The organism is Methylomonas sp. Kb3 (genome assembly GCF_002834115.1).
GTDB lineage: Bacteria > Pseudomonadota > Gammaproteobacteria > Methylococcales > Methylomonadaceae > Methylomonas > Methylomonas defluvii.
On the sequence record NZ_PIZT01000001.1, the window covers coordinates 16,119 to 35,503 of the forward strand.

A 19,385-nucleotide genomic window follows, 5' to 3' on the forward strand; every position below is an offset into this window, starting at 1 on the left:
AAGCTCCGATAGCCTATTTGCTTTCAGCTGCCGAAACGCCTGAAACAGGCCCAGCTGCGCCTTTAATAAACAAATCCTTCAAACGACTGAAGGCCGCCTGCAGGGTTTTGTCCATCACCACCTGATTGCCTATCGAAACAATTACTCGTGCCAGTTCAGGCATCTTGGTTTTGGTCGCCAGCATATAAATAGGCTGTACATATAAAATCGAATTACCCATGGTCAATATCACCATCCGGCCTTTTTTAACTTCCGAGCCTTGTTGATTCCATAGGGTAAACTGCGAGGCAATTTCCGGGTTTTGATCGATCAGCGCATTGACCTGCGACGGTCCGTTAACCTGTACAGCCTTCGGGAATTTGAAAATAGTGATACCCGGCTTGTAACTGTGGTCGCAGCTTTTTTCGTCAACTGTGCCGGCAATTCCCACCATGCTTAAATTGTCCCTATGGATCGGGGTCATCGGATTAATCATCACAAACTCCTCCAAATCGTTACAACGATCAAAGTCCATCGTAATGAAATACGGTAATACCGGCTGGCCATCCACGGAAGCGAACTGCCAGGTTTCCGCCTGCTCATAAAACAACTCCGGGCTGTTTTGATGATATTTAGCGTAAATTTTCATTTGCATATAGTACAAGTCGCGCGGATAACGCAGATGCTGCATTAGCTCGTCGGGCATTTCCCGCAAATTTTTGAAAACGCCGGGATACGCGCGGTTGTAAGCGTTGATGATCGGATCTTTTGGGTCGGAAATATAGTAATCGACGCTGCCGTCATAGGCATCGACCACAATTTTGACCGAATTACGGATGTAATTGAACTTGTGCTGGCCGTCCAGATAATCGTCAGCTGCCGGTTTGGAGACAGGGTAATAATTGGATAAGGTATAGGCGTCCTGTATCCAATAGAAGCGATCCTTGTCAACAACCAAATACGGATCTTTATCCAGGTGTAAAAACGGTGTCAGCGCGGTGATTCGCTCGTCGATATTACGACGCAACAATAACTTGCTTTGCGCGGATATGTTTGGCGAGAAGAATATTTTTTCGTCTTTCAGGTAAAACGCGAACAACATTTTTCTGAACAGCGACGGGATCGGTATGCCGGAGATACCCTGATAATCCAGCGATTCGCCTGGCGCAGAGCCGGAAATGTCGGTCACAGCCAAGTTGTTCGGTACTATCGCGTAGCGATATTTTTCCTGACCGTAATAAATGTCGGGGTACTTCACGGAAAACCCAACATCCGAAGTCATGTTCAAATCGCGCAAGTACCAAACGATAGGAATGCCGGCATCCTGAGCGGCCGGCGAGATGACCGCGCCGTAGCCATGGGTATAGCGCAAATGGGTGTTTTCCCAGTTTTGCGCCTCCTTGGGTAATTTATCGATATTGACTTCACGGGCTGCCAGATTGACCTGTTGATGATGTCCGTTAATAAAATAACGGTCTTCATCGACAGTCGGAAAGCCATAATAAGGCCGAATGCCTTGTAACTGCATATAGCTGTCAATCAGAAATTCGCGATCCCATACCGGAATATTTTCGAAATGTTTTTTGGTTGACCAAGCTTCTATATCTTTGGTGGCGTCCAGATTGACCTGGAAATCGACGGTTTTAATATTGTTTAAATCGAATGCCGCCATGGTGGCATCAATGTTATGCCGAATCGAATCACCTTCGGTGCGGGTAAAATTAGGTTTGACGATAAATTTTTCAATCAACTCAGGTAGGGTGTGAGAGCCTTGCAGGCCCCAAACGGCTAAAAACCCCAATGAGGCAACGATAATCGGCGTTTTACTGCGATGCCTCTCCGACAGCGCGTAAAAAACTACCGATATGGCAATGGCCAAAAAGAACAAGACCTCAAGCCAAATCATTGGCAACTTGTAACGCAATTCGACAAAACCGGGGCCAAAAAACACCGGTTCGTTACCCCCTGAATATAACAAGGCGAAGCGTTCCAGTAAAAAACCCCAGACCACAAACAACACCACAAATGCAAACAGCACCGTCAAATGGATCTTCGCACCCAGTGGAAATTCCTTGCTTTGATTGGGGACAAATTCATGCTCCATCCAATACAGCACGCCGGTCGCCAAAAACACAATAACCGCTGTGGTTAACAACTCCTTCTGAATCAGCATGTAAATCGGATAGGAAAACATGTAGAAGCTGACGTCGTTACCATATACCGGATCGACGATGCCCGATGCGCTGCCGAAGAAAAACAGCAGCGCCTGCTCCCATTGCAAATAGAACGGCACAGCAATAACTACGGCGAGTAGCAGTGAAATGGGAGTATAGATACGAGCCGAACCACTCATAAACACATCGGCAAAGCGTTGAAAACGCCGACGCTTGGAATCGTCCATCAATATTTCATCGGGCGGGTTCAGGCCCAGGTAGCGAGAGGCAATCCAGAAGTGAAATAAAAAAACAGCAAAGAAAAACGCAGTAACCGCACCGGAGAAAATAAATCGGTAGAGTAATTTCAACCAAAAGTAAGCTTCGAATTCCAGCGAACGGAACCACCATAAATCCACGAAAAAATCGAGAAACACGAAGTAGAACGCGACATATAGCACAATAGCAGTTGCGAGGGTCGCTAAAGTGATCGCCGGCAACAGTTTCCAGTTACGCATAATTTCCTCTTTACTTAGATATCCGAGCGCCTACTTGCGGAACACGCCGCCAAACTATGGTCGGCAATGTCCCCTTAACATCAATGGCTGAGCATTCTAACACCCAAATCCGGATTGTGATTGTCCGGTTGTTGGCTGGGTTGCCGAGTTGTTTGCCGTGGGGAAAATGGCAAGATCAATCCGATACTAAATAGCTGATGGTCCCGGTCAAATGACAGGAAGGGGAGACGTGCCAACTGAGATCAACGACAGTAGGTCGCAAATTTTGCCGGATTTTAGATGGCGCAGGATTGTGCGCAATTCGCTTTGGTCATAACAATATAAGATTGCTTTGCATCACCGTCATAACTCAAGACACGATGCGGCAGTTTCACGCGAGCCTATAGCAAAACGCCGCTGTCGAGGCTTTAGCACGACAGCGGCGTTGGTCTGATGCAGAGCAGTTAGCGCTTACTTTTTGAACATCGCCATGATCCGCTGGCGATTGGCAAAGCCGACATAACTCAAGCCGCCTAGTATCAAGCCATACAGCAATTGCCCAATAAAAGACGGCTGATTTCCGGCTGCTTCCGCTTTCGCAGCGGCGTCGCCCGTATTCAGCGGGGGAGGCGGTGGCGGCACAAAAGCTACTTGCTTTTTATTACTGATATCCGGCAAACCTAAGCTCTTCCAGGCATCGTAATCTTGCCAGGCCGGGTATTTACCTTGCCAGAATTCTCTGGTGAAGTAAGGCGCCAGGCTCATGCCATGGACTTTGGGGATGCCTTTCTCGTCGGAAAAACCTTTGTAAACCACTAAGCTGATGTCACCACCCTCGCCGATACCGTTAGTAGTGAAGGATTTTTCGACGTGGTCGTGAAACATCCAGACGCCTTGACCAAAACTGTTCAAGCCATCGTCAACACCGCTTAATTCCAGATCGATACGCTGGGCGGGTACCATGCCATGTACGTCGCGTTTGATATAGGAGTTCGGGCCGTTATCGACACCATCGTAATGCGTCACCATAGGCTTGTGGCCATGAATATGCATCGCAAAGGCTTCCTCGTGACCGTTCAATATCCGCAGCTTCACCTTTTTATTTTCTTCCATCAGGATCAGTGATTCCCGCAATGTGTAAGGGAATGAACGACCATTCAGCATGAAATAATCGGGACTAGCGTCGGTAATGTCGTATTCCTGGTTCATGCGCCTGGCAACGATCCGCGGATCATTGGCGGATCGCACCATTTCATGCAATTCCTTATCTACCGATTGATAGTGCAGATCGTACTCGGCCGCATATTTTTCTTTGACCGCCACCGATGGATGGCGAACCTGTCCGTTGCCGACGTTGAAAACCTGTACCCAGTTGTTGGGGCGATTTTCCTCGACCACAAACATACCTTGCAAACCCATCGGAATATGAGTGTGTGGCTGTACGTGGCAGTGGTAATACATGGTGCCGGGTTGGCGCGGTTTGATCACATAGGTTTTGCTCTGGCCGGGCAACACATCCATCTGGCCGGTTTGACCGACACCATCGTTGCCTTCGCCGCTATGATCCATGTAAGGATGATCCACTCCATGCAAGTGGATTGAGTGTGGAAAGTAATGGCTGTTTTCCAGCACCAACCACACAATATCGCCTTGTTCGACCCGGATAGTTGGCGATGGCGCGCGCAATAAAGGATTGGCCACCGGCTCGTACAAGCTCAAGGTAGACATATCCCGAGTTTTCGGTGCGTATACCCAGAAAGTCGGTTGAATGCCGGGGGCAATGTCAAAGGTGGTGGTGGGGTCTTTCATGTCCGGAGAATGGCCGTTCAATTCGGCAATTTCCAGCTTGATAATATAGTGGTCGGGGTCGCCGTCGCCGTCCATATCTTCGCCGAGCGTAATGGCATCGGCAGCGAGTTGTGTCTCCATTAAGGTAGACATTGAAATATTATTGGTGCCTTTAACAAAAGCAGCGATTTCAGCAGGATTATCGGGGTTACACATCCGTGATTCTTGTATTTCGACTCCGTCGATCACTTGCGCATCACGCCACTTGGCATCGGTAAATTCGGAACAAACTTCCTCTGCCGCACCCATCTTGACGCTATTGGTCGCCGGTAGTTTGTCTACCGCCGCCACAGCCCATTGCGACGCCGGAAGCAGCATGGCGCCACACAGAATGGGGATAACCTTTTTATGCATACAAAACCTCATAAAACAGACGAATTGACGGAAGCCTTAATAAGGTTTCCGAATATCAGAAAAGCCAGATACTGTAACCAGAACCCATGGGTAAAGTACAGTAAATATTTAATGAACTCGCGACAATCCTGACCGTTATTACTTAGCTGCCAAACGATGTAATTCTGGAAGGCGGCTAATGCCTTATAATTCCATGACGAGCGATTATTGCCAGTCAATCAGCCTCATTTTTGCAACAGACCACTCAGTCAGATTATGCCCAGCATCAGAGTATTGCTTTGTTTGATTTTCATTTTTTTAGTTCACGGCAGTTTCGCCTGGTTGAACAATCAGCCACAAGACGCTGGCACGGACGTGCCCTCCGGCAAGTTGATGAGCCTGTCCTTTGCGCCGTTTCGGGAGGGCTTTAGTCCGCTGGAAGAAAAATTCCCGTTGCCGGAACATATCGATGAAGACTTGCGTCTGCTGGCAGACAAAACGGAATGCATCCGCACTTACTCCAGCCTTGGCGGCCAGCAACCCACTCCGGCGTTAGCTCGCAAACACGGATTGAAGATGATCCAGGGCGCCTGGCTGGGTTACGGTTACAAAGACAACAGTAATGAAGTTAATGCGTTGATCAAATCGGCCAATGAAAACCCCGACGTGGTGAAACGAGTGATCGTCGGCAACGAAGTGCTATTGCGCGGCGATATGGATGTCGACAGGCTAATCGGCTACATCCGCGAGGTGAAGAAAGCGGTCAAGCAACCCGTGTCTTATGCCGACGTGTGGTCGATGTATATGAAGTACCCCAAACTGATCAACGAAGTGGACTTCATCACCATTCACATCCTGCCGTATTGGGAAGATGAACCCATTTCGGTGGAGAATGCCTCGCAGCATCTGGAAAAAATTGTCAAACAGGTGGAAGACGAAGCCCGTGGCATCGCGCCCGGCAAACCTATATTGATAGGAGAGTCCGGTTGGCCCAGCGCCGGCAGACAGCGCGGCATGGCCATTCCCGGCGTCGTCAACGAAGCCAAATTCATTCGCGGCATGATCCAGGTCGCCAATCGCCACGGCTTTGATTACAACATCGTCGAAGCCTTTAACCAACCTTGGAAAAGTGAACTGGAAGGCGTGGTGGGGGCCAACTGGGGCTTGTTTTCTGCGGACCGCGAACCGGTATTTCCGTTGACCGGCCCGGTCAACGAAGCACCCAATTGGCCGATCCGCTTTGCCGTCGCCACGCTGATCTGGCTGTTGGCAATCGCGAGGTATTCCAAAAAGCTGGAGCAAGCCTCGCTGATCCGCATGTTGGCGTTTTTCACCCTGGCGCAAGTCTTCAGCGTTTGCCTGGTGACATTGGCCGATTTTCTCTGGTACACCAGTTACAGCACTTGGCAAAGGCTTTATACCGTAGCCCTGGTGATCGCGAATACGATTCTCGGCGCGCTGCTGCTTGAACGTGGTAGCGATATTTTGATCGATAAACCAGGCAGCATTAAGTTGGCCAATAGCTTGAGAGCCGGTTATCTAATCTTTATATTGCTGGCGCTTTATAAAACCTACGGACTAGCCATGAATGGGCGCTATTTGAGCTTTCCGATCGAGCAGTTTGCCATTCCGGCTTTTGGGGTGTTCGGTTTGATTGCTTGCCTATGGCTAAAGGAGCGTAAATTCAATGGCCGAGTTTTGGCGTTTGACAGTCTAATTGGTGGGAACTTGCAAAGCCGCCGTGATCGATTCTTGGCTTATTTACTGAGTTTTGGCGCTATCGCGCTGATATTCGGGGAAGCCAAAGCCTTTATGGATGGCCGGGATTTCATTCAAGCTCACCCTGGCTTTTCAGAAGGCCTACCCTTTGCGCTGAGCTACACCTTGTACAACCAACAATTGCTTGGCTGGCTGGCTTGTTTGCTTATGCTGTCCTTGCCGTTCTGGACTAAGCATCGCAGTAAACAGGACGCTTAAGTTTTACGTTAACGGGTATGACGCCGTAATACCTGTTTTTCAACCCGAAAAGTCGTTGTTATATTGAGTGACAGTTTGCCGCGCGTCAATTTGTCACATTTTCAAAACGCGCTTCCAGCATTAAACTGTATGCAACTCTTATGTATGCGCTCCCTCTCCTAAAGGGTAAAGAGTTTTAATATCCTTCCTCAATGCGGCCCTTGGGCCGCATCTTTTTTCTGGATGAGGTTGCTGTCTATGGAACGAAACTACTATTCAACTACGTCAACTTTCGTGCACCCTAACGAACTCAATTGGCGCACAGCTTTTCATGAAGCCGGTCATGCCGCGGCTATCCATCTTGGCAATCGCCAAAAACAATTACCTCCGGTATTTTTTGAAATACATGTCAAACGGCCCGTTAACGCTTACGACGATTTTTTTGCGAAAGTCGTAGACGGTAACTTAATCCAAAACTTGCCGATTGCTGTCGTGGAAAGCTTTAACGACTTATCCGACGATAATCAGCAGCACGCCTGTCAACGCGCTTACGAAGCGGATGTTGTCAACTTATTGGTTGGGCCTTTGGCGGAAGCCAAATACGTGTCCATTCGCGATGACGAAGTTTTTAATATCAATCTAATAAGTTTCAATGCCTTACATAACTACGGCGGCTGCAGCGATCTGGAAAAGGCGCTCAGTTACCTGGATCACTTCATCGCGTCAAAAAGTCAGCGGGAAGAGAAAATGCAGGAATTGTTGCTTCAGGCTTTTCGCTTTATCGACAATCGCCGCCACTGGAAATGTATCCTTAATTTAGCCCACTATATCCTGGACAGTCAGCAGGAAATCATCTCCTGCGATGAGGCAATAGGCATATTCGACCGTTGCCTGACAGCCAATACACCGTTCAGATCGGTTAGCTATCCATTTTTATTTGGCTGAGAGTAAGCGAACAGATTGCTCCGTTGTGGGGAGTGCGTTTGTAGAGGCGATGCTAAAAGACTAACTTTTTGCGCTAGATAGTAAGTGTTCTAAAAGAGCCGCCAAAAAAGTGGGGACTCGTAAAGATTATCGTTCGAACACCGTACAGCGATTGCGCCCACCTTGTTTGGACTGATAGAGCGCCTGATCGGCTCGCACGAACACATCGTCATGCATGTCGCCGTCTATAAACTCACTGATACCGCAGCTCAGAGTTAGATTGATATTTTCGCCGTTAGAATTAAATCCGCAGCTTTTAATCATCTTGCGGGTGTTTTCCGCCATTTCCAGCGCCTGAAGTGCACTAGTGTTGGGCATCAGCATGACAAATTCCTCGCCGCCGTAACGGGCAACGAAGTCCGTTTCCCGGCAGTTGTTCAACAATAGCTGAGCCACCAAAGCCAGGGTTTTATCGCCGGACTTGTGGCCGTAGGTGTCATTGATTTGCTTGAAAAAATCAATATCCCAAATGATCAGCGCTAGCGGCGCTTTATAACGCTTCCAACGTTTCAATTCCATTTCCGCACGATTGTTATATGCCAGACGATTCGGTAATCCGGTCAAGGAATCGCTTAGGGCTTTGTCGTGCTCTATTTTAAGTTTAACGCGCAGGGTCTCGGTCTCAGTTTCCAGCTCCTGTAATTTTTGCGTCATTGAGTCAATTTTTTCTTGCGCATCCCGCTGCCTTTCATCCTCTATTTGTTTATGCTCAAGTAACCGCTCCAGCAAACGATCAAGATGCTCGGCTGTCTGGTTCTTCAGCAAATCGAGTTCTTCAGCCGCCTGTGTCGAGTCCTTTAGATTACCGACTTGCCTGTGAATTTCGGTGTTCATAATCTCGCGATCATCAATCAACGCGCGATTAGCTTGCCCGGCGGTTTCTACGTCTTGGCCGAGCTCGTCCAGTCTCTCGCTTAAATCGCCGAGAAATACATCGATACCTTTCTGCTCGGAGGCGCTGTAATCCTTGATGTTCAGCAACAATGTAATCGCTGAGTCGATGACTTTCTTATACGAATCCTCGCTGAGATTAGCTCTGACCCGTTGCTTTAATAGCGACGTCTGCTGCTGAAAACGTAAAGGCACCTCAGTTTCGCCAAGCAGTTCATCCAAACGCTCCAGCAAATAGTTGTGTTGTGACTCAGTAGCATCGTCTTCCCCGACGCTCACATTCTGCTTGGCTTGCTTGGAAATGTGTAACAAAGTTTTAGAAACCGCTTGCAACTCAGGCAGTAGTTCCTGCGCATTCGCGCCGCTGCGCAATTTTGCACCTATTGCCAGAAGATGGGGCTCCAACAACTTGTGGCTGCCTTGGCAAAAAATCAGCAGCTGAATAACGAGCTTGTATAAAAACTTTTCGTTATCGAGTGGCGCGGAATAAGGGTTAGCAGTTGCCATGAATCAGACTTGGTTACACGACAACGCAGCGGTTACGGCCGGTTTGTTTGGCGCGGTACAAACCTGAGTCGGCTCGATTGAAAATCGATTCGTTAGTGTCGCCATCGATAAATTGGCTCATTCCGCAGGATAAGGTGATCGACACTTTGTTGCCATTGGCATTGAAGCTACTGTTTTCCAGGGTTTTTCGAAGCTTTTCCGCGATCACCAAGGCGGATTTGGCATCAGCGCCGGGTAATATCATCACAAACTCCTCGCCGCCGAAACGCGCCACGAAATCGGTTTCCCGGCAGTGTTTGAGTAATAATTCGGCTATCACAATCAGGGCCTTATCCCCGCTTTTATGGCCGTAAGTGTCGTTGATGCTCTTAAACAGATCCACGTCCCAAACCATTAGTGTCATCGGCGATTTATGCCGTCGGCAACGCGCCATCTCATCTGCCAATCGATCCTCGAACGCCAACCGATTGGGCAGATTAGTCAACGGATCGCGGGTCGCGCGATGTTGGGCCAGATCCAGTTTCGAGCGCAACTCAGAGGACTCGGACTCCATTTCCCGCAACCTTTGCGACAGGATCTGCATGTCCCGTTGGGTTTTATCGCGTTCCTGCTGTTCCTGGAGATTGTGTGCTTGGATCTGTTGCGTGATAGTGGTTAATCGACTGCTGACAATTTGCTTCAGCGGCTCAAGCTGCGTCGCGTTCTCAGACTTTTCGCGTAGCTCCATAATTTGCTCGGATACCGCTTGATCCAGCAGATTGCGCTTTTTAACCCTTATTTCGTTGGCGGCGTTAACGCCGGTCGCTTTTACACCTAACTCGGTTAATTGCTCGGTCAATTTCGACAAAAATGCCGCCATCTCCTGCTGTTCGGATTCCAAATGTTTTTTTATTGCCAACAGCAATGCAACCGTATCGTCAAAAATAGGCCCTAAGGCTTGATCGGCATGCAGCCGGTTTTTGATCTTTTCGGCGTCTTCGGCAAAAACCAACGGAATTTCCGCATTGTCCAACAGACGAACCAGTTGAATATTGATGGCTTTAGCATCCGCTCCGGTTAGCTCCAAAGCCAAGTCCATGTTGGCAAGCGGCTTGTTGCCCTCTATAAGCTCCAACAATGCCAGATAAAAGGCCTGATTGTTACTGAACAGGCGGTTTTCGTATTTTTCGCGAATCTCATCAAGCTGATCCGAGTGTTGGGGATATTGTTTGCCAAGAAACTCGAACAGCAATGAAGCGTCCATGAGCGAAGGCTCAGGCGATTCTTCCAGCATTATCAGCGCATTAGAAAAAGCCGATAGCTCTTTCTGCAATTGCTGACTTTGCAGGCCGCTTTTTAATAAATTGCGAATACGGTTTAAGTGAGGATCAAGTTGCCGATTCAGGCCTTTTACGGCCAGCGCAAAACGGACGATGGTTTTGCATAACAACTCTTCGTTGGCTTTGTATTGTTTTTCAGTGTGTTCCTGGTCGTCCAACAGCTTGAGGTATTTTTCCTTCCATCTGTCCGGCCCCTCATCCTTGTTTTTAAAAAAAACCATGAAACGTGCCCTAATTCTTAAATTCTTAGTCGCTTGATTATAGACTATCGTTGAATTTGTGAAGAATATCCTACAATCAGCATTCGCCCCTCACGTCCTTGTGCGGCAATTCATTAGTGGGGTGTTTATTTTTTCTGGCTCTCTTGTGCGATCAATTGGTTGACTACGGTCAACATGTTGGCTTGAGATTTGGCCGATTGAGCGGTGACTTTGTATTTGCCGTTGACAATCAGCGCAGGTACGCCACTGATACCGTAACGAGGACCGGTAGATTCGGCTTGACGCAGCTTGGCATCGACCAAAAATGAGTTAAAAGCACTGCGAAAATCCTCGTCCTTAACGCCATGATCTGCAAAAAACTTAGCCAGTTCGTCTTCGCTGACTAATTTTTGCTTCTTGTTCTGAATCGCATCGAACAGATCGGCGTGGACTTTATCCAAAATGCCTAAAGCTTCGGCCGTAAAATAGGCCTTGGCATGCTTGCCCCACAGATCGCTGAATACCGCCGGCTGACGGATAAACTCAACATTGGCGGGTTTGGTTTTCAGCCATTCCACCATAGACGGCTCCAGGCTATAGCAATGCGGGCAGCCGTACCAAAAAAACTCGATCACTTCGATCTTGTCCGGATTTTGTACCGGCTGTGCCGGCGTTATGGCTTCGTAACCGCCTTCTGCATTTACCAGCGAAGAAAAGCCCAACAGTCCCAACAATGCGATTATTTTTAACATCAACGTTCTCCGTAATAATGTATTCCCGATAAAAAACCATGTTTACACGCAGATGCGTAAACAATTTGACAAAAAATCGAACGTATTCGCCCAGTCAATGACTGGTCCGCACCTCGTCAGCCCTCACTCCGTAACATTCAAGCAAGCGCGGTTCTGTAATCTAACTCAATCTGTTGTGGAGCTGACCTTATCCAGTTTTCAAGGCAACGCTTCCGCGCCGGCCTTCAGGAAGAGAGCTTTCAGAACGAGGAAGGCAGGTTGCGACAAGAACGAGGAAGAGAATTTAATCCTTGTGAATCAAGGACTGGATCAAATCCGGCAGAGCAGCAACTCCGCCGGATAACGAAGGCTTATTTCATCGTGGAGATGTAATAAGCAACCGCTTTAATATCCTCGTCAGTCATTTTGGTGGCGATCATGTGCATCATGTTCTCCCGGTTGTTGCTGCGGGCACCGGTTTTGAAATCAGTCAGACTTTTAATCAGATAATCGGCGTGCTGCGAATGCAGGGACGGGAATGAGGCCGGTTTATTGCCTTCAGCATAAGGGCCGTGGCATGCCACGCATGCCGACACTTCGCGACTGATATTGCCGTTACGGTATAAGTCGCTACCTTGCGTAATTAAGGCATCCAGTGCGGCTTTTTCTTGCTCAGGGGTTTTTGCGGGCGCATCGTCGTCATCATTCGCCGGCAGTTTGGGCGCCGGATTGGTGGAAATTTTGTTGCCGGCATAATAACTGGCAAGCTCTTGAATTGTTTGCTCGTCAAGGCCCGCCGCCAATGGCGCCATCATCGGGGCCAAGCGTGCGCCACTCTTGAAGGCTTGTAACTGTTTGACCAAATAAGTTTGGTGCTGGCCTGCCAATTTTGGAAACGCCGGCATCGTGCTGTTACCGTCTTCGCCGTGGCAGCCCGCGCAACTGGCGGCTTTGGTTTTTCCGGCGCTGGCGCTGGCATTACCTTGCGCGTTTACATGGCCGGCAGCAGTTGCCAACAACAAAGAGATGGAAACAGTCAGCAATTTTTTTATCATTATGGGCCCCTGCTCAGGAAGGTTGATCGACATTAAGCAAGCTGATGGCAGCCGCCGGACGTTATAATGCCCGGATTCTAACCGATTTATAAACACTAAGCGAGACTGTGATGAATCCCATCTACCACCAAGCCAAGTTCATCAACAGCGCTCCCAAACTGAAGGACGCGCCGCCCGACCAAGGCATGGAAATCGCTTTCGCCGGCCGCTCCAACGCCGGTAAATCCAGTGCAATCAATACGCTGGTGCAACAAAATGCCTTGGCCCGCGTCAGTAAAACCCCGGGCCGTACCCAATTGCTGAATTTTTTTGAAATAGACGCCCAACGCAAACTGGTCGACCTGCCCGGTTATGGCTACGCCAAAGTGCCGGAGGCCATCAAAAAAGATTGGCGGCAGATGATGGAAAGCTACTTACACGACCGCCAAGCCCTGTGCGGCATCGTCCAGGTCATGGACATTCGTCACCCGCTCACCGATTTCGATTGGCAAATGGTTGAATGGTGCGAACATCGCAAACTGCCCTTGCACATTCTGTTGACTAAATCCGACAAGCTGAAATTCGGCGCGGCCAAGACTACGTTATTGCAGGTGCAACGGGATTTGAGTCAGGCTGATATTGTGGTGACTTTGCAATTGTTTTCCGCATTGAACAAAGTCGGCATTGACGATGTGCACCAGGTTTTGGATGAGTGGTTTGGGTTCAGGAAGATGGTGGTGTCGGAGGAGTAGGCTTCGCTGTTCTGACGAGAAACCCAAAGGTACGTTCGGTAGACTTTCAACTTCAAACGTAAGTTGAAACGGTCCAAAAACAACGCGAAGTATTTTACAACCCACCGCGAATGCAGTTATCGCCCGTTCTGTTTAATGACGAATCAGGGCTGTCAATGTCGGTCAAGGATATGCCCAGATAATTGCTGATTTCGTTGCTTAACGGGCTAATCGGCGCGGCGAGATTCTTAATCCGATCATAATCTGCCCTTAATTCTGTTTTAAGCCAGTCTCCCTAGAATTTGCCGCAACTGAATAATTTCCCAACAAGGAGTCATATATGTTCAGAGTGACAAAAATCATGTTGATCGGTTTGTTGTTTTCTTCAGCGGCTTTGGCCGATGACGATTGGGGCGAGCATCGCCATCATCGGCACCACCATCACGGTCACGGTTATGGACGCGAGTATTACCCTGCTTACCCTGTGGAGCGGGTGTATGTGCCCGAGCGAGTAGTGGAATATGTGCCCATGCAACAGCGCTATTACGCGCCGCCGCCACCCCCGCCAGTTAGATATGGCGGTTACGACCAGCGTTCTCCGCAAGGTCTGGTCGGTGGTTTGGTCGGTAGTGCGATGGGTTATGAAATGGGTCGCGGTGACCCATTGGCGGCCGGTATTGGTGCTGCGGCCGGTTCGTGGATTGGCAATGGGATGAATAGATAATGACGAAGCTAACAGTCTGTTCAGTTACTGTCGCTTGTCTTTTGGTATCGGCTTGCGCTTCGCAAACCGGCTGGACGCCAACCGTCGATGCTTACAATAACCCAAATTCTTACCGCTTGAATCAGGATATGCATGAGTGCCAGCAATTGGCATCGCAAGCGTCCGGAGGTACTGCGAAGGAAGCCGCGATAGGCGCCGGCGTTGGCGGCCTGATTGGCGCGGCCGGCGGCGCCGCTTTGGGCGCAGTGCTCGGCAGCCCTGGAAAAGGCGCGGCTATCGGTGCAGCTGCCGGCGGTATCGGTGGTGCGTCCAAACAAGGTATTCAATCCGAAGACCGCTATAAAAACGCCTACAACAACTGCTTACGCCAACGCGGCCATCGAGTAGTTAACTGAGCAATTCCGTCAGGATAAACCGGCTCGGCAATCTCGTCTGAATTTTTCAACTCTATCCATTGAAGACTGCTTGTTTAAGCAGTCTTCCACGCGGAGAAACAGTTATGTTCTTAAACACGGTATCGGGTTTTTCAAGCCGATTTAGCCTCAACGTGCGGCGATGGCATACAGTTATGCCGCTGATGTTTATTAGTCTACTTAGTGCCTGTTCCAGTGTGCCGACGTTGCAACGCACTGACGATCAAGCCGTGCTGACCGGTACGACTAAGACCACTTACACCAAATCTTATAAAGTCAAAGGTAAAACTTATTCCCCGCTGCAGAGCGCGCTAGGGTACAAAGCACAGGGATTGGCTTCCTGGTATGGCGCAGAATCCGGTAACTTTACTGCCAACGGCGACCGCTTCGATCCGCGCGGCATGACGGCGGCGCATAAAACGCTGCCGATTCCCTCTAAAGTTCGGGTTACCAATCTGCGTAACGGCCGTTTTGTGGATGTGGTAATCAACGACAGGGGGCCATTCAAGGCTAATCGACTTATCGATCTGTCCCAGGGCGCGGCGGAACAGATCGGTATGCACGGATTAGCGGAAGTGACGGTGGAATATTTGGGAAGTTAGGCAGCTCAGTGCATGTTGCTGCGCTTTGCACCGAAGCGACTTGCGCTATGGCGATTCTGTAAAGCGGTGGACTATATGTTTTTATGCCTTTCTTCCACCATCGCGTCGATATACTGCATCACCTCGGCGCTGGCGGCCTCGGCCAGTTGCATTTGCCGAATGATCTCATCAAGCATGCCTGGATCATCCACCCATTTGGATCGAGAGACTTCATAAGCCTTTTGCGTCGTCCTATGCACCTCGGCATGCGGCTGATTCAATTTGGCGTAAGCGCTGGTCGAGCGGAATTTTTCATAGCCCAGTCCTTCGTAATACCACTTTCCTAACCGGCAATTATGGTTGTCTACCATGATGGCTTGGTGATGCGGACACTCGCTGAAGGTTTCTATCGCCACATAGCCGTTTTGTTTGTAAACCACATGATCCAGTTTGGCCAGGACGCCGAAGGATTTGTCTTTTGCATAAGAAATGTAATCGACCGAAATTTTTGCCGACTGCGAGAGATTGGAAAACTGCTGGCGGAACGAGTTGACCTGAGCCAGTATCTCTTGCGACAGCGATGACGAACTTTCTGCCTCGATTTGCATTTGTTCGACCCGTTTATTAAACGATTTTAATGTTCTGGAGACTTCCAAAGCGGCGTTCTTGGTATGCTCGGAGAGATTTTTGACTTCGTCCGCGACTACCGCGAAGCCCCGTCCATGCTCGCCGGCGCGTGCCGCTTCTATGGAGGCGTTTAAGGCCAGCAGGTTGGTTTGATCGGCAATTCCGGTAATCATCGATAAGGATTCAGTAATTTTTTTGCTGTCGTTAATCAGCGCACCGATCACATCCGACACCGAATGTACATTGGCATTGATGTCGGACAGGGAGTTGCTGATGGTTTCCACTGCCGATAGGCTGGCGTTGGCGTTTTCACCCGTTTCCACAGCAATATTTTCTACTTTCTGCATTTGCTCGGTGATATTGAGCAAGTCGCTCTGATTACCTTTCAGATTGTTGAGCAGATTGTTGGTGTTGAGCGCATGCAGACCGGCCGATAAACGCCGCTTGATCGTCAATTTGTCGTTTTCATCCATTAATTTGATGGCGTCGTTCATATTCTTCGCCGACTTTTTCAGTATGCCCGGAAAGCCGTCAACCAAGGCATAACGGTCATAATTGCCTTCGGCTGCGTGCTGGAAACAGGAGTTCATTTCTTTGAAGTAAGACTCCATGATGTCCAAGGTCTCATTGAGCTCCCAGGCTATTTTGCCGACTTCGCCCATGCCTCGCGTTTTGGTGACGCGATGATAGAGTTGGCCTTGATTTGTGTGTCTCAGCACTTCTTCTATACGCTCTAATACCAGCAGGCATTGTTTGCCGGCGTGCCAGGCATCCAGAGCTATCACCGGCAACGGCAGCAGCAAGCCAAGCATGAGCCAGGAAAAGCCATGCGTTATAAGCGTGTAGACGAATGCCGCAACAGTAAAAAATATAACGGCTGCCACCGCATAATTCAGCTTGGTTCTTAAAAACGGAATATTGGCATTTGAATTCATGGCTTACACTCCGTTGGGCTTGTAAAGGCTTAGCACCAGGCTGTTGTAATTTTTAGCGCCGGATTGCTGAACCACGTCAAATAGGTATTCCAGCGATTTATCCGGGGCATCTTTGACTGAATGGCGTTTCTCGATGGCCAACATTTCCTGATAAATCGGTATGATGACCCCCAGTGCGTTACGGGGCGGATTACGGCGCACCGAATAGTAACCCTGCAATTTACCGTCCTTGTCATAATCCGGCGTAATGTTGGCAAATACCCAATAATATCCGCCATCCCGGCATAGATTTTTGGCAAACCCGAAAAACTCATCACCGGCTTTTAATGTATTCCACATAAATCTAAACACGCCGCGCGGCATATCCGGGTGTCTGATGATGTTGTGTTGTATGCCCAGCAATTGGTGTTCCGGATAGCCGGCGATTTCCATAAAAATGCGATTAGCGTAAGTGATCCGCCCAGAGGTGTCGGTCTTGGAAACGATAAAATCATCGTCCGCGAGTTTTTTTTCGTTATTGTTAGGCGTGATAGTCGGCTTCATATTCCGTACCTTAATTTGGGGCTATTGGTGGTCAGTCCTGGCATATTTTGCGCGAAAACCGGATGAGCTTGATCGTGGCCGCATCGGACATTGGTTCGATCCGGGATTCTCATAGCCGTGCATATTGTGGGGTATTCGCTCGCCACACAAGATTAGCTCAATTGAGCAAATTAATCAGAAGGCGCTTGATTGAAGTGGCTTCGAAGGGCTTGTCTAGTATGGCGGAGACTTCGGATTTTTCGATGGCCGCCAGGCGGCTTTCATTTTGCTCGCTGGTGACCATCAAAATAGGTACCGAGCCGCGTTCGGAATGGTTGCGAATGTGATCGACCAGTTGTAGGCCATCCATCTGCGGCATGTTGTAGTCGGTGACTACCAGATCGAAATACTGCTGATTGAACATTTGCAGCCCTTGTTTGCCGTCATGAGCGGTCACAATTTGCCCAACGCCAATATTTTCGAAAACCCGGGTCAAGTATTTCAACGAGAATTCGCTGTCGTCTACCAGCAGCACGCTCAGGTCCTCTATGTCCAGATGGGTGAGGTTAAGTTTTTCCGGACGAACATATTCCAGCGTGGAATGCAGGGCGGTTTCCAGGGCCTGACGGGTAAACGGCTTGGGTAATATGGCGATGGCGCCGGCCTGGCGGATCGGTTCCAGATATTTGATATTGGTCTCGCTGGAAATCAGCAAAAAGGCCATTTCGTAGGATTCGTCGTGTTTGCGAAGCGAGGTTACCAACTCCACGCCGGTCATGTCGGGCAAATACATCGAGCTGATAATCAGATCGGGCCGGGAGTGCTGTAAACGCTCGAACAACTCCGCGCCGGTATTTAGGCAGGTAATGTCGTTGATGTCGCAAGCATGTAAAAAATGGGAGATGATTTGCTGCTGAGTATGTGACGGTTCGACGAGAAAAACCTGAAGATTGGCAAGCTGATAGTCTGTCATGGATTAGTGGTTTTTCATGCAGTATAGGGTTAAGCCGATATGCGCTTGTTTGGCAAAGTGCTTGGCTGCGGTGAAGTCCTCGCGCGTTAAGGGTAGTCCATGAATAGAATGGTCGCAATAAATGAGGCCCACGGTCTTTTTCTCCGCATAAACCGGGAAAACAAAGCACTCGTATTCGCCGATATGCTGGCGGATTTGCGGCGTGTAAAGCTCGCGATGCTGCTGGGGAAACAGCCAGACGCCTTCTTGCTGTTGCAAGGCGTGAAACAGTAAGTTCGCGGAGGCTTCGGAATTGTAAATGCGAATTTTTTGGTCAAGCCCGATTTTATGCCAGCCTAAGGAAAATTTTTCGTTTAGCGTCTGCTTATCCGGACTGAGCAGCATGAACAAAGTTCTGTCCATTTCCACGCCGCGATGTATGCCTTCCAGTACCATTTCAAACAGGCCGTTTAGATCGATTTGCCCGCTGATGTGGCTACTGATGTCTTGCAAAATTTGAAATTGCAGCTGTTTCTTGTCGGCCTTTTCCTCTTCAGCGTCTTCGAATTTGGCGATGATGGCTTCGGTGCTGATGAATTTGGAGGCATCGTTGGCGCCAAACTGGCGGGCGATATGTACGGCTTCCGAGGTGTTTTTGTCGATCTTTGTTTTCAGGGTTTCCGTTGGCAGGCCGGTGAATGCCGCGACTTTCTGCAGACAAGTCCGCATGGCATCGGAGTCGCGGCCGGCTTTTAGAGCCAAGCAAATCTGATGCCCTAGTTGCACCATTTGCACCCGTTTTTCCGCGGAATCCGGCTTGGCGATGGCGTCTTCTATCAGGCCGCCCAGGCTCCAGGATTTGCTGAGTTTTTTGCCTAAGTCCTGCAAGGTAAAGCCCAGCACCTTTTTCTCGGCTTCGCGATTGTTCAGCCCGCTTTTTTCGATTTGCTCATGGACTTTTTTGGATTGCGGATTGCCGGAGCACCAGAAGGCAATGTGGCCGATATTGTGCAGTAGCGCCGCGACAAACACTTCCTCGGGCGAGGTATCTCCCATGCTGAGCGCCAAATCCTTGGCCTGCACGGCGGCATGCAAGGCTAACGCAATTTCTCGATTAGCCCTGTCCTTGTTGGTGGACGACAGCATCGCTTCGAAAAACGAGCAAGCCAGCGTCAGCTCTCTGATCACCTCCGCGCCCAATACCACGATGGCGCGCGATACGGTGCTCATCTTTTGTTTCGATGGATTGTAGTAAGGGCTGCTGCCCACCTTAAGCAGCTTGGCGGTGAGGTTGGGGTCTTGCAGAATTACCGTCGCCAGCTCGATGGCCCCCTTGTGCCTGTCGTCCAACGCCGCGTAGATATTATGCGCGGTGTTGGAGAAAATCGGCATTTCCTGCACGCGCAGCAGCTCTGTCCATTCGTCCAGAGTTTGCGGTGGCTTTTGTGGGGGAGCCGGATTCATGGCT

The 19,385-nt window shown here is 49.5% G+C and carries 16 protein-coding genes; 6 read left to right on the forward strand and 10 right to left on the reverse strand.

The annotated features are described in order from the left end of the window. Positions 1–13: 13 nt before the first annotated feature. Together CWO84_RS00100 and CWO84_RS00105 are read right to left on the reverse strand one after the other, a co-directional pair. Positions 14–2,650 (reverse strand): UPF0182 family protein, encoded by a 2,637-nt coding sequence (locus tag CWO84_RS00100; RefSeq protein ID WP_101051457.1) that lies wholly within the window; start codon positions 2,648–2,650, stop codon positions 14–16. A gap of 450 nt (positions 2,651–3,100) precedes the next feature. After that, entirely contained in the window at positions 3,101–4,831 is a 1,731-nt protein-coding gene (locus CWO84_RS00105) for a multicopper oxidase domain-containing protein (protein ID WP_033158601.1), read from the reverse strand. A gap of 255 nt (positions 4,832–5,086) precedes the next feature. On the opposite strand from CWO84_RS00105, the gene CWO84_RS00110 reads away from it, so the two are divergent. Beyond that, positions 5,087–6,787: an exo-beta-1,3-glucanase gene (locus tag CWO84_RS00110; protein WP_033158499.1), complete on the forward strand. Its 1,701-nt coding sequence runs from the start codon at positions 5,087–5,089 to the stop codon at positions 6,785–6,787. Between the two features lie 237 nt (positions 6,788–7,024). Beyond that, positions 7,025–7,711: a hypothetical protein gene (locus CWO84_RS00115; protein WP_033158500.1), complete on the forward strand. Its 687-nt coding sequence runs from the start codon at positions 7,025–7,027 to the stop codon at positions 7,709–7,711. Between the two features lie 126 nt (positions 7,712–7,837). On the opposite strand, the gene CWO84_RS00120 is transcribed toward CWO84_RS00115, so the two are convergent. The 4 genes from CWO84_RS00120 to CWO84_RS00140 form a co-directional block, all read right to left on the reverse strand. After that, entirely contained in the window at positions 7,838–9,148 is a 1,311-nt protein-coding gene (locus tag CWO84_RS00120) for a GGDEF domain-containing protein (RefSeq protein ID WP_033158501.1), read from the reverse strand. Between the two features lie 13 nt (positions 9,149–9,161). Next, a complete protein-coding gene (locus tag CWO84_RS00125) occupies positions 9,162–10,688 on the reverse strand; it encodes a GGDEF domain-containing protein (protein WP_033158502.1) in 1,527 nt (508 codons plus the stop codon). Positions 10,689–10,813: 125 nt separating this feature from the next. Next, positions 10,814–11,419, reverse strand: a complete 606-nt coding sequence (locus tag CWO84_RS00130) for a thiol:disulfide interchange protein DsbA/DsbL (RefSeq protein ID WP_033158503.1) — start codon at positions 11,417–11,419, stop codon at positions 10,814–10,816. 350 nt (positions 11,420–11,769) lie between these two features. Continuing rightward, a complete protein-coding gene (locus CWO84_RS00140) occupies positions 11,770–12,453 on the reverse strand; it encodes a c-type cytochrome (protein WP_033158505.1) in 684 nt (227 codons plus the stop codon). A gap of 110 nt (positions 12,454–12,563) precedes the next feature. Here CWO84_RS00140 and yihA point away from each other — a divergent pair, with 110 nt between their 5' ends. The 4 genes from yihA (at position 12,564) to CWO84_RS00160 (ending at position 14,902) form a co-directional block, all read left to right on the forward strand. After that, positions 12,564–13,184, forward strand: coding sequence for a ribosome biogenesis GTP-binding protein YihA/YsxC (gene yihA, locus CWO84_RS00145; protein ID WP_033158506.1), 621 nt, complete (start codon positions 12,564–12,566; stop codon positions 13,182–13,184). A 319-nt stretch (positions 13,185–13,503) separates the two neighbouring features. After that, complete coding sequence (locus tag CWO84_RS00150) at positions 13,504–13,887, forward strand: hypothetical protein (RefSeq protein WP_033158507.1); 384 nt, start codon at positions 13,504–13,506, stop codon at positions 13,885–13,887. Further along, positions 13,887–14,282 carry a glycine zipper family protein gene (locus CWO84_RS00155; RefSeq protein ID WP_033158508.1) on the forward strand — a complete coding sequence of 132 codons (396 nt, stop codon included), beginning with the start codon at positions 13,887–13,889 and terminating at the stop codon, positions 14,280–14,282. Before CWO84_RS00150 ends, CWO84_RS00155 begins: the two co-directional genes overlap by 1 nt. Before the next feature lie 104 nt (positions 14,283–14,386). After that, positions 14,387–14,902 (forward strand): septal ring lytic transglycosylase RlpA family protein, encoded by a 516-nt coding sequence (locus CWO84_RS00160; RefSeq protein WP_033158509.1) that lies wholly within the window; start codon positions 14,387–14,389, stop codon positions 14,900–14,902. A 71-nt stretch (positions 14,903–14,973) separates the two neighbouring features. On the opposite strand, the gene CWO84_RS00165 is transcribed toward CWO84_RS00160, so the two are convergent. From CWO84_RS00165 to CWO84_RS00180, 4 genes are all read right to left on the reverse strand, one after another. Then, positions 14,974–16,443 carry a methyl-accepting chemotaxis protein gene (locus CWO84_RS00165; protein ID WP_033158510.1) on the reverse strand — a complete coding sequence of 490 codons (1,470 nt, stop codon included), beginning with the start codon at positions 16,441–16,443 and terminating at the stop codon, positions 14,974–14,976. Positions 16,444–16,446: 3 nt separating this feature from the next. Beyond that, entirely contained in the window at positions 16,447–16,986 is a 540-nt protein-coding gene (locus tag CWO84_RS00170; protein WP_033158511.1) for a PAS domain-containing protein, read from the reverse strand. A gap of 157 nt (positions 16,987–17,143) precedes the next feature. Next, positions 17,144–17,938: a response regulator gene (locus CWO84_RS00175; protein ID WP_033158512.1), complete on the reverse strand. Its 795-nt coding sequence runs from the start codon at positions 17,936–17,938 to the stop codon at positions 17,144–17,146. Between the two features lie 3 nt (positions 17,939–17,941). Beyond that, entirely contained in the window at positions 17,942–19,381 is a 1,440-nt protein-coding gene (locus tag CWO84_RS00180) for an HDOD domain-containing protein (protein ID WP_033158513.1), read from the reverse strand. Positions 19,382–19,385: the final 4 nt, after the last annotated feature.

What these genes read in the sequence shown, in the direction of transcription:
- CWO84_RS00100 (WP_101051457.1), bottom strand. Translation starts at nt 2,650, where the DNA reads ATGCGTAACTGGAAACTGTTGCCGGCGATCACTTTAGCGACCCTCGCA.
- CWO84_RS00105 (WP_033158601.1), bottom strand. Translation starts at nt 4,831, where the DNA reads ATGCATAAAAAGGTTATCCCCATTCTGTGTGGCGCCATGCTGCTTCCG.
- CWO84_RS00110 (WP_033158499.1), top strand. Translation starts at nt 5,087, where the DNA reads ATGCCCAGCATCAGAGTATTGCTTTGTTTGATTTTCATTTTTTTAGTT.
- CWO84_RS00115 (WP_033158500.1), top strand. Translation starts at nt 7,025, where the DNA reads ATGGAACGAAACTACTATTCAACTACGTCAACTTTCGTGCACCCTAAC.
- CWO84_RS00120 (WP_033158501.1), bottom strand. Translation starts at nt 9,148, where the DNA reads ATGGCAACTGCTAACCCTTATTCCGCGCCACTCGATAACGAAAAGTTT.
- CWO84_RS00125 (WP_033158502.1), bottom strand. Translation starts at nt 10,688, where the DNA reads ATGGTTTTTTTTAAAAACAAGGATGAGGGGCCGGACAGATGGAAGGAA.
- CWO84_RS00130 (WP_033158503.1), bottom strand. Translation starts at nt 11,419, where the DNA reads ATGTTAAAAATAATCGCATTGTTGGGACTGTTGGGCTTTTCTTCGCTG.
- CWO84_RS00140 (WP_033158505.1), bottom strand. Translation starts at nt 12,453, where the DNA reads ATGATAAAAAAATTGCTGACTGTTTCCATCTCTTTGTTGTTGGCAACT.
- yihA (WP_033158506.1), top strand. Translation starts at nt 12,564, where the DNA reads ATGAATCCCATCTACCACCAAGCCAAGTTCATCAACAGCGCTCCCAAA.
- CWO84_RS00150 (WP_033158507.1), top strand. Translation starts at nt 13,504, where the DNA reads ATGTTCAGAGTGACAAAAATCATGTTGATCGGTTTGTTGTTTTCTTCA.
- CWO84_RS00155 (WP_033158508.1), top strand. Translation starts at nt 13,887, where the DNA reads ATGACGAAGCTAACAGTCTGTTCAGTTACTGTCGCTTGTCTTTTGGTA.
- CWO84_RS00160 (WP_033158509.1), top strand. Translation starts at nt 14,387, where the DNA reads ATGTTCTTAAACACGGTATCGGGTTTTTCAAGCCGATTTAGCCTCAAC.
- CWO84_RS00165 (WP_033158510.1), bottom strand. Translation starts at nt 16,443, where the DNA reads ATGAATTCAAATGCCAATATTCCGTTTTTAAGAACCAAGCTGAATTAT.
- CWO84_RS00170 (WP_033158511.1), bottom strand. Translation starts at nt 16,986, where the DNA reads ATGAAGCCGACTATCACGCCTAACAATAACGAAAAAAAACTCGCGGAC.
- CWO84_RS00175 (WP_033158512.1), bottom strand. Translation starts at nt 17,938, where the DNA reads ATGACAGACTATCAGCTTGCCAATCTTCAGGTTTTTCTCGTCGAACCG.
- CWO84_RS00180 (WP_033158513.1), bottom strand. Translation starts at nt 19,381, where the DNA reads ATGAATCCGGCTCCCCCACAAAAGCCACCGCAAACTCTGGACGAATGG.